1 protein-coding gene is annotated in these 382 nt (G+C 52.9%); it reads left to right on the top strand.

Annotated features, from left to right (window positions below; genetic code table 11):
• Positions 1 to 382 (top strand): isocitrate/isopropylmalate family dehydrogenase (locus ACYVTD_RS17770; protein ID WP_461248943.1); only part of this gene is annotated, 382 nt, incomplete at both ends.

The raw sequence follows: 382 nt of genomic DNA, 5'->3' as shown, positions 1-382 counted from the left end.
ATTGATCATTCAGGTGAGCCACTTCCCAAAGAAACGCTTGAGGCAGCTAAGCAGTGTGATGCTCTTCTTCTGGGAGCGGTCGGCGGTCCCAAGTGGGATACGCTACCGGGGCATTTGCGTCCTGAAAGAGCGTTGTTGGGGCTGCGTGCAGGGCTTGGCGTTTTCGCTAATCTTCGCCCTGCCGCCCTGCTCCCTCAATTAAAATCGGCTTGTCCTGTTAAAGACGAAGTGCTTATCGCAAGCAACAGCGAAGGAAAAGCGGCTTTCGATTTATTGATTGTAAGGGAATTGACAGGCGGTCTTTACTTCGGCAAACGTGGACGGCTGGACGAGCCTTCAAACGGACACACCCCCGGTTCCGCCTTTGACACTGAAACATATT

Source organism: Treponema sp. R6D11 (assembly GCF_054786075.1).
The sequence above is the reverse complement of the archived record's forward strand: the minus strand, read 5'-3'. Positions and strand labels throughout refer to the sequence as shown.